At 65.9% G+C, this 7,912-nt stretch carries 7 protein-coding genes, 1 pseudogene and 1 CRISPR repeat array; of the genes and pseudogenes, 3 read left to right on the plus strand and 5 right to left on the minus strand.

Going from position 1 to position 7,912, the window contains the following annotated elements; translation table 11 throughout:
* The first annotated feature begins 32 nt into the window (after positions 1 to 32).
* A CRISPR array of direct repeats spans positions 33 to 660; the repeat unit is 28 nt; unit sequence GTTCACTGCCGTATAGGCAGCTAAGAAA.
* Between the two features lie 896 nt (positions 661 to 1,556).
* On the minus strand, positions 1,557 to 1,979 hold the full coding sequence (locus tag HMPREF2924_RS21335; protein WP_003092157.1) for a hypothetical protein: 423 nt from the start codon (positions 1,977 to 1,979) through the stop codon (positions 1,557 to 1,559).
* 99 nt (positions 1,980 to 2,078) lie between these two features.
* Positions 2,079 to 2,609, minus strand: a complete 531-nt coding sequence (locus HMPREF2924_RS21340; RefSeq protein ID WP_003092155.1) for a cytochrome b — start codon at positions 2,607 to 2,609, stop codon at positions 2,079 to 2,081.
* A 182-nt stretch (positions 2,610 to 2,791) separates the two neighbouring features.
* Here HMPREF2924_RS21340 and HMPREF2924_RS21345 point away from each other — a divergent pair, with 182 nt between their 5' ends.
* Positions 2,792 to 2,989: a heavy-metal-associated domain-containing protein gene (locus HMPREF2924_RS21345; protein ID WP_003111818.1), complete on the plus strand. Its 198-nt coding sequence runs from the start codon at positions 2,792 to 2,794 to the stop codon at positions 2,987 to 2,989.
* Here the strand turns inward: HMPREF2924_RS21345 and nalD are convergent.
* Positions 2,968 to 3,606, minus strand: a pseudogene (nalD, locus tag HMPREF2924_RS21350) (efflux system transcriptional repressor NalD). The gene HMPREF2924_RS21345 and the pseudogene nalD overlap by 22 nt on opposite strands.
* A gap of 365 nt (positions 3,607 to 3,971) precedes the next feature.
* Here nalD and HMPREF2924_RS21355 point away from each other — a divergent pair.
* Positions 3,972 to 5,150, plus strand: a complete 1,179-nt coding sequence (locus tag HMPREF2924_RS21355) for a multidrug effflux MFS transporter (protein WP_003092150.1) — start codon at positions 3,972 to 3,974, stop codon at positions 5,148 to 5,150.
* A 7-nt stretch (positions 5,151 to 5,157) separates the two neighbouring features.
* On the opposite strand, the gene HMPREF2924_RS21360 is transcribed toward HMPREF2924_RS21355, so the two are convergent.
* Together HMPREF2924_RS21360 and mmsR are read right to left on the minus strand one after the other, a co-directional pair.
* A complete protein-coding gene (locus HMPREF2924_RS21360; protein WP_003092147.1) occupies positions 5,158 to 5,334 on the minus strand; it encodes a hypothetical protein in 177 nt (58 codons plus the stop codon).
* Positions 5,335 to 5,460: 126 nt separating this feature from the next.
* Complete coding sequence (mmsR, locus tag HMPREF2924_RS21365) at positions 5,461 to 6,384, minus strand: MmsAB operon transcriptional regulator MmsR (protein WP_003122160.1); 924 nt, start codon at positions 6,382 to 6,384, stop codon at positions 5,461 to 5,463.
* Positions 6,385 to 6,515: 131 nt separating this feature from the next.
* Here mmsR and mmsA point away from each other — a divergent pair.
* Positions 6,516 to 7,912, plus strand: a 1,397-nt coding sequence (mmsA, locus tag HMPREF2924_RS21370; RefSeq protein WP_070700635.1) for a CoA-acylating methylmalonate-semialdehyde dehydrogenase, incomplete at its 3' end; no start/stop codon positions are given.

The raw sequence follows: 7,912 nt of genomic DNA on the forward strand, positions 1-7,912 counted from the left end.
CGAGCAAAAGGTGGGCGGGCTGGACGCTTACAGTTCACTGCCGTATAGGCAGCTAAGAAAACCAGAGCCTGTGGATTCGGGCCGCCAAGGAAGTTCACTGCCGTATAGGCAGCTAAGAAAAGGATCGGCCGCAGGTTGCGCTGGAAGTCGCGGTTCACTGCCGTATAGGCAGCTAAGAAATACTCGCCCTGGTCGCCTGCCTGGTCGCGCTGGTTCACTGCCGTATAGGCAGCTAAGAAAGCGACGAGATCGAGGACGGCGACACTACCCTGGTTCACTGCCGTATAGGCAGCTAAGAAACTTGTCGCGGATGTACGCATCGCCCCAGAGGTGTTCACTGCCGTATAGGCAGCTAAGAAAATCGTACCGCCGCGCTGCAAATCGAGGTCGCCGTTCACTGCCGTATAGGCAGCTAAGAAAATGATGGTTTTTCGGTTCTGTCGGACACAGTCGTTCACTGCCGTATAGGCAGCTAAGAAAGCGGGAATTTCACGGCGAACAACTCGCCTCTCGTTCACTGCCGTATAGGCAGCTAAGAAAGGGGAGGGTTGCGCCAGGGCGGCGCGGGCCTCGTTCACTGCCGTATAGGCAGCTAAGAAATTATGGGCCGCCTGGGCATCGATATGAAGAACGTTCACTGCCGTATAGGCAGCTAAGAAACTCAAGAAAGAGCAGAACGGCCAGCCTGCGCCGTTCATTGCCGTGTAGTCCCGTAGGGCGAATGCCGCCATAGGCGGTATCCGCCGATCCCTGGATAAGCGGCGGATAACCGCGAGCGGTTATCCGCCCTACGGATCGGGTTCCTGGCATCCACGAAGTGAGGCTTGCCCTCCAAGTGGTGGGGCGGCAAACCCGCCCCGTCAGGAGGCCGAGCGGAATCGTTGCGGAGGGGGACGAGTGGCAGGATGCCGCGAGAGCCGCCTCGGTCCACGAAGGACCGTGGCGGCGTGCCGCCGGGAGCAACGATGCAGCGAGGGCACCCCAGCCGAGAAGCGGCTGGGGCCGGATGCCGGGGCGAGTCTTTTGGTTCCTTTTGGACGCTTGCAAAAGGAACTCGCCTGGGAAGGCGAAACAAGAGACCAAGGCAGGCACAAAGAACAGCTTGACCACCAAACATGACGCCCGCTCAAGCGCTAAGCAACAGCGCCTCCCCTCACTGCCGTGTAGCTAAGAAATCGCGAGCGATATAGTCCCGTAGGGCGAATACCGCCACAGGCGGTATCCGCCGATGCCCCGGAGAGCCGGCGGATAACCGCAAGCGGTTATTCGCCCTACGGATCGGGCTCCTGGTATGCCCTCCGAGTGGCAGGGCGAGTCTTTTGGATGCTTGCAGAAGGAACTCGCCTGGAAAGGCGAAACAAGAGGCCAAGGCAACCACGACGCCCGCTCAAGCGCTAAGCAACAGCTTCCCCCCTTAGTGCCGTGCAGGCAGCGACGGGAGCTGGGGGCCAGTGCACGCATTCACGGCCCGCCAGGCAGTCCCCGTGCACCCGGTGCCGAAACGCCACCTTCGTGCCCTGAGTCATGGCGAATGCCCCACCGCAAGTCGCTACCCCTCAGTACCCATCCGCCACCGGCGCCAGGTAGAGCCCGCCCGCACCAAGGGCAATGCGCAGGTTGCGGATCTCCCCGGCGCGCAGGGTCAGGGTCTGTCCGGCGAGGATGGTCATGCCGTTCCGGCAGGCGTCGCCAGGACCGTTCGGCGCAAGACGCACGTCCACCGCGCCGGGTTGCAGGTTCAGGGCCAGGCTGGCGCCCGGTTGCAGGTTGCCGACCAGTTCGTCGTGGACGTACAGGCCGACATCGCAGGCAGTGCCGGACTCGACCCGCTCGCGGGAAACGTTCAGCACCGCATAGCCGATCGGCGCCGGGTCGGGTTGCGCCCAGCCGCCGCTGGCCGGTTGCGGGTCCGCGGCGAGCGCCGGGAGGGCGCAGGCCAGGGCGGCGGTATGGAGCAGCGGGCGAAGGATGGGGAACATGGCGGGCCTCGGCGGCGGGGGGCGTAGGGAAAAGCTTGGCCGAAGCCGGGGTCCGGGACAAGTCGGGACGGGCATCCGCGTGCCCGTCCGTCGCTGGGATCAGGCGCCGCGTTGCGGCAGCATGGCGCGCAGTACGTCGTCCTTCTGCACGCGGTGGTGCCAGATGGCCGCGGCGGCGTGGCCGAGGATCAGCGCGAAAAGCAGGTACTGGACGGTGACGTGGGTGCCGCCGGCGAACGCCTTGAAGGCTTCCGGCAGGTCGAACGGGCCGATCTGCACCAGCCAGAACAGGTCCAGCGGACGCTTGCCGGCGAGCATGCCGGAGAGCGGCATGACGATCAGCACCGCGTACAGCAGGAAATGCCCGGCCTTGGCGGCCGCGCGCTGCCAGTCCGGGTTCCCCTCCAGGGTATCCGGGACACCCTGGACGCGGCGCAGCGCCAGGCGTGTCAGGGTCAGCAGGAGTACCGCCACGCCCAGCGACTTGTGCAGGGTGAAGACGTTGCCCTTGCCGCCGAGCAGGCCGGCGAAGAAGTCGGCGCCGTAGGGCAGGGCGATGATCAGCAGGACCGCGACGGCGCTGAGCCAGTGCAGGGCGATCTGTGACGGGGAATAGCGGCGGATGGACATGGTTCTACCTCGTGAAGAACAAGGTGAACATGTTAACCATGTGCTTTGTAGGGTTTAAGCCTCTTTACCCCGCCTTTACCCGTTCTTGACGCTTTGTCGGTTACCGGATATTTCGAGGATTGACCTTGACACCATGTCAAGGTCGAAAATCGCCCCATCGATGACCAACAGGAGGCAATACCATGCAAGTCTTCAAGGTTCAGGGCATGACCTGCGGCCACTGCGTACGGGCGATCACCCATGCGGTGCAGGCGAAGGATTCAGCGGCGGACGTCCAAGTGGATCTTGGCGCCGGCGAAGTCCGGGTCGCCAGCCGGCTCGACAGCGCCCAGGTACTCGAGGCGATCCGCGAGGAGGGCTACGGCGCCGAGCTGGCCTGACCCCAGTCGCGCACCAGGCCACGGAACATCGGCTCCAGCAGGTGTTCCGCGTCCGTATCCGGATCGAACAGGCGCGGGTCGCGCAACCAGTCGTTGAACAGGCCCAGGATCAGCGCGTGCAAGGCGCGCGAGGCGATCCTTGGGGTCATGCCCGGATGCAGCCGCACGCGGCATTCGTCGCGGGCGAACAACTGCTCGCAGAGTTCGATGAACATCTGCACGAAGGCGTTGTTGCGTTCCTGCGCCTCGCGCAGTTCCTCGGTGAATTCGCAACGTTGCATCAGGATGGTCAGGATGCGGCGCTTCTTCTCCTGCGTCAGCAGCGATTGCACGGCCTCCAGGCAGAGGTCGTAGAGCGAGCGCAGCGGGTCGCTGCCATCGCAGCCGGACAGGCGCTCGGTGAGTTGCTCCGGCGGCAGGCGTACCTAGTTGAGCATCTCGTTGAACAGGTGGGCCTTGTTCTGGAAGTGCCAGTAGACGGCGCCACGGGTCACCCCGGCGGCCCTGGCGATCTGTTCCAGGCTGGTATGGGACACGCCTTTTTCCAGGAACAGTTCCTCGGCGGCCAGGAGGATGGCCGTACGGGTTTTTTCAGAATCTTCCTTTGTGCGTCGCATGCTGTGCTGGGTAGTCGAATGGGTCTCGGCAACGGGGCGGGGAGTGTACCGATTTTAGCCGCGCTCGGGCCGACTCGAAGTATTTCGACACCACCTTTGTCTAATGCTGCTCATTCATGAGCCGTGGATTCCGCGGATCCACGGTCTCCGGCCATGATCGGCGGGTGTCTTCGGTGTTATGCTGCGCGCTGCTTTTTCGGCGACTCCCCGGCTGTCCGTAGCATCTTCCCGCCAGTACCGGCCTTCAGGCCTGGAGCCGCCCGCCCTCACAGACGATTCAATGATAGGCGTCGTCGTCCCGCTTGCCGGGAGCCGCGCAGGAAAGTGCCTTGCCTGCCGCCGACGCGCCCCGTGCCGAGCGATCCATGAACCTGCGCATCCTGCTGATACTGGGAGCCCTGAGCGCCTTCGGGCCACTGGCCATCGACTTCTACCTGCCGAGCTTCCCGACCCTGGCCAAGGCCTTCGCCACCGACGTCGAGCACGTCCAGCTGAGCCTGGCCGCCTACTTCGCCGGCCTGTCCATCGGCCAGTTGCTCTACGGCCCGGTGGCCGACCGCTATGGCCGGCGCCTGCCGCTGCTGGTGGGGGTGAGTATCTTCACCCTCGCCTCGGCCGCCTGCGCCCTGGCGCCGAGCCTGGAGTGGCTGATCGCCGCGCGCTTCGTCCAGGCTCTTGGCGGCTGCGCCGGGATGGTCATCTCGCGGGCAGTGGTGCGCGACCTGTGCGATCCGATCGGCGCCGCCAAGGCGTTTTCCCAGTTGATGCTGGTGATGGGCCTGGCGCCGATCCTCGCCCCCGTGGCCGGCGGCCTGCTGCTGGACTGGCAGGGCTGGCAGTCGATCTTCGTCTGCCTGACCCTGTTCGCCGCCCTGGCCGGCCTCGGCGTGGCGTTGTGGCTGCCGGAAACCATCCCGGCCGACGGCGAGCGACCGCCGCTGTCCGGCGCGCTGGGGCAGTACCGGCGGCTGTTCGCCGACCGCCTGTTCCTCGCCTATGGCCTTTCCGGCGGGGTGGCGATGGCCGGGATGTTCGCCTACATCGCCGGTTCGCCCTACGTGTTCATCCAGCTCTACGGGATTCCCGCCGAGCACTATGGCTGGCTGTTCGGCAGCAATGCCGCGGGCTTCATCGTCATGGCACAGGTCAACGCGCGGCTGCTGCGCTATCGCGGGCCGGCGTTCTGGCTGCGGCGGATCATCTGGGGCTACCTGGCGTGCGGCCTGGCCCTGCTGGGCATCGCTTCGCTGCAACCGGCCACGCTGTGGCCGCTGCTGGTTCCGCTGTTCGGATGCGTGGCCAGCCTCGGCTGCATCATTCCCAACGCTTCCGCCTGCGCCATGGCCGGACAGGGACAGCACGCCGGCAGCGCCTCGGCGCTGATGGGCAGCCTGCAGTTCAGCGTGGCGGCGGGCGCTTCGGCGCTGGTCGGCGTGCTCCACGACGGCACGGCGATCCCCATGACCCTGGTGATCGCCGTCTGCGGTGCGGTCGCGACCCTGCTCGCCTGGCAGACCGGGCGCCTGGAGCGCCAGGCCGCCTGAGCGCGGATCAGGCCGTTCGCTGCTTCAGTTCGGGCAGCATATGGGGCGCGCGCAGGCGCGCCTCGAGGCGGTCGACGAAACGCCGGGCCTCGCTTTCGCTACGGAAGTTGACGGCCTGCTGGTCGAGGCAGACTTGCCAGCATTGGCCTTTCGGGGTTTGCGACGGGCGGACGAGGATGTTCATGGCGATTCATCCATCGGGGCTGGAAAGGGAGCTTCAGTCTAGTCCTGTCGGCCCGGAAAACACTGACCGGGATCAGTTTGCCGACAACTGGTCGCCGCTTCGTTTACAGCCCCGCCGCAGAGCGCTTCAGGCTCCTCCCTCGCCCTGCCTTACCCGCTGCCGGTAGGCGCTCGGCGACAAACCCATGACCTTGCTGAACAGGCGCGAGAAGTAGTAGCTGTCGTCGTAGCCGACCGCCTGGCCGACCCGGGCCACGCTCTGGTCGCTGCTGTCCAGCAACTGGCAGGCGTACTCGATCTTCAGGTGCAGGAAGTGCTGGATAGGCGTACGGCCGGTGATCGCCTTGTAGCGACTGACGAAATGGAACTTCGACAGGTTGCAGAAGGCCGCCAGGCGTTCCAGTTCGAGGCGCGCATGCAGGTGTTCGCGCATGTAGGCGTGCAGCCCGTCGAGGTCCAGGCTGCCCTCGCGCAGCGGGCGCAGCAGCGGTAGCTGGCAGAGCAGGCTGCGCAGGCGGCTGGCGGCGAGCAGGAAGTGCTGGAAGCGGTAGCCGCTGTGGCGCACCTCCAGCAGTTGCTCGAAGCCGCCGAGCAGGGCGTGTTGCAGGCCCCAATGGCGCAGCGGGGTGTCGCGGTAGCCGGCGCTGTGTTGCAGCCAGGTGGCGCTGTCGCCGCGCAGGTGGGTCCAAAAGATGGTCCAGGGTTGACGGTCGTCGGCGGCGTAGTCGTGGGCCATGCCCGGCGGCAGCCAGAGCAGGTCGCCGCTGCCGACCCGGTATTCGCGCCAGGCCTCGCCCTCGCGCACGCGCAACAGGCCCTGGCCTTCGCTGCAATAGATCAGCAGGTGCTCGTCATGGCGCTCGCGGCTCATGCGGTGGTCGCGGGCGCGCCGGTAGTGGCCCAGGGAGGTGGGGTAGAGGTCGCGGCTGAGCGGGTGGACCGCCAGTTTCTCCAGCAGCGCCGCCGGGATCGGCAAGCGCAGGCTGTCGGCCGGCAGGGGCCAGTCGGAGGTGTGCGACATGTCGGTAGCCGGCTCCGCAATATAGTCCATGAACAACACAATTTAGTCGATCTCGCGACCTTCCGCCCAGTGATAGCTTCTTGGCCAAAGCGAGGTCCGAATCGACCTCGTACCAGTCCGCCACAACAATAAAAGCCGGCCTGGCCGGTGCAGGAGGGTTCATGTCAGTCCCAGTCCGCCACCTCATCGCGGGAGCCTTCGTCGAAGGTCTCGGCGCCCAGCGCATCCCGGTCAGCAATCCCCTCGACAACAGCACCCTGGCGGAGATCGCCTGCGCCAGCGCGGAGCAGATCGAGCAGGCGGTGGCCAGTGCCCGCGAAACCTTCGCCAGCTGGAAGGAAACCCCGGTTTCCGAGCGCGCGCGGGTGATGCTGCGTTACCAGGCGTTGCTCAAGGAACACCACGACGAACTGGCGAAGATCGTCTCCAGCGAGCTGGGCAAGACTTTCGAGGACGCCAAGGGCGACGTCTGGCGCGGTATCGAGGTGGTCGAGCACGCCTGCAACGTGCCCTCGCTGCTGATGGGCGAGACGGTGGAGAACGTCGCCCGCAACATCGACACCTACAGCATCACCCAGCCGCTGGGCGTGTGCGTTGGCATCACCCCGTTCAACTTCCCAGCGATGATCCCGCTGTGGATGTTCCCGCTGGCCATCGCCTGCGGCAACGCCTTCATCCTCAAGCCTTCCGAGCAGGTGCCGCTGACCAGCGTGCGGCTCGCCGAGCTGTTCCTCGAGGCCGGTGCGCCGAAGGGCGTGCTGCAGGTGGTGCATGGCGGCAAGGAACAGGTCGACCAGTTGCTCAAGCACCCGCAGGTGAAGGCGGTGTCCTTCGTCGGCTCGGTCGCCGTCGGCCAGTACGTCTACCACACCGGCACCGCGCACAATAAGCGCGTGCAGAGCTTCGCCGGGGCGAAGAACCACATGGTGATCATGCCCGACGCGGACAAGGCGCAGGTCATCAGCAACCTGGTCGGTGCCTCGGTGGGCGCGGCCGGGCAGCGCTGCATGGCGATCTCGGTGGCGGTGCTGGTGGGGGCTGCCCGCGAGTGGATTCCGGAAATCCGCGACGCGCTGGCCAAGGTCCGCCCCGGCCCATGGGACGACAGCGGCGCCAGCTACGGCCCGGTGATCAACCCGCAGGCCAAGGCGCGCATCGAGCGCCTGATCGGCCAGGGCATGGAGGAGGGCGCGCAACTGCTGCTGGATGGCCGCGGCTACAAGGTCGAGGGATACCCGGACGGCAACTGGGTCGGCCCGACGCTGTTCGCCGGGGTGCGCCCGGACATGGCGATCTACCGCGAAGAGGTGTTCGGCCCGGTGCTCTGCCTGGCCGAGGTCGACAGCCTGGAGCAGGCGATCCGCCTGGTCAACGAAAGCCCCTACGGCAACGGCACCTCGATCTTCACCAGCTCCGGCGCCGCGGCGCGGACCTTCCAGCACCACATCGAGGTCGGCCAGGTCGGCATCAACATCCCGATTCCGGTACCGCTGCCGTTCTTCTCCTTCACCGGTTGGAAGGGCTCGTTCTACGGCGACCTGCACGCCTACGGCAAGCA

It is taken from the genome of Pseudomonas sp. HMSC063H08, assembly GCF_001813645.1.
In the GTDB taxonomy this organism is placed as follows: Bacteria; Pseudomonadota; Gammaproteobacteria; order Pseudomonadales; family Pseudomonadaceae; genus Pseudomonas; species Pseudomonas aeruginosa.

Coding starts and splice junctions, on each gene's coding strand:
- HMPREF2924_RS21335 (WP_003092157.1), bottom strand. CDS start 1,979: ATGTTCCCCATCCTTCGCCCGCTGCTCCATACCGCCGCCCTGGCCTGC.
- HMPREF2924_RS21340 (WP_003092155.1), bottom strand. CDS start 2,609: ATGTCCATCCGCCGCTATTCCCCGTCACAGATCGCCCTGCACTGGCTC.
- HMPREF2924_RS21345 (WP_003111818.1), top strand. CDS start 2,792: ATGCAAGTCTTCAAGGTTCAGGGCATGACCTGCGGCCACTGCGTACGG.
- HMPREF2924_RS21355 (WP_003092150.1), top strand. CDS start 3,972: ATGAACCTGCGCATCCTGCTGATACTGGGAGCCCTGAGCGCCTTCGGG.
- HMPREF2924_RS21360 (WP_003092147.1), bottom strand. CDS start 5,334: ATGAACATCCTCGTCCGCCCGTCGCAAACCCCGAAAGGCCAATGCTGG.
- mmsR (WP_003122160.1), bottom strand. CDS start 6,384: ATGGACTATATTGCGGAGCCGGCTACCGACATGTCGCACACCTCCGAC.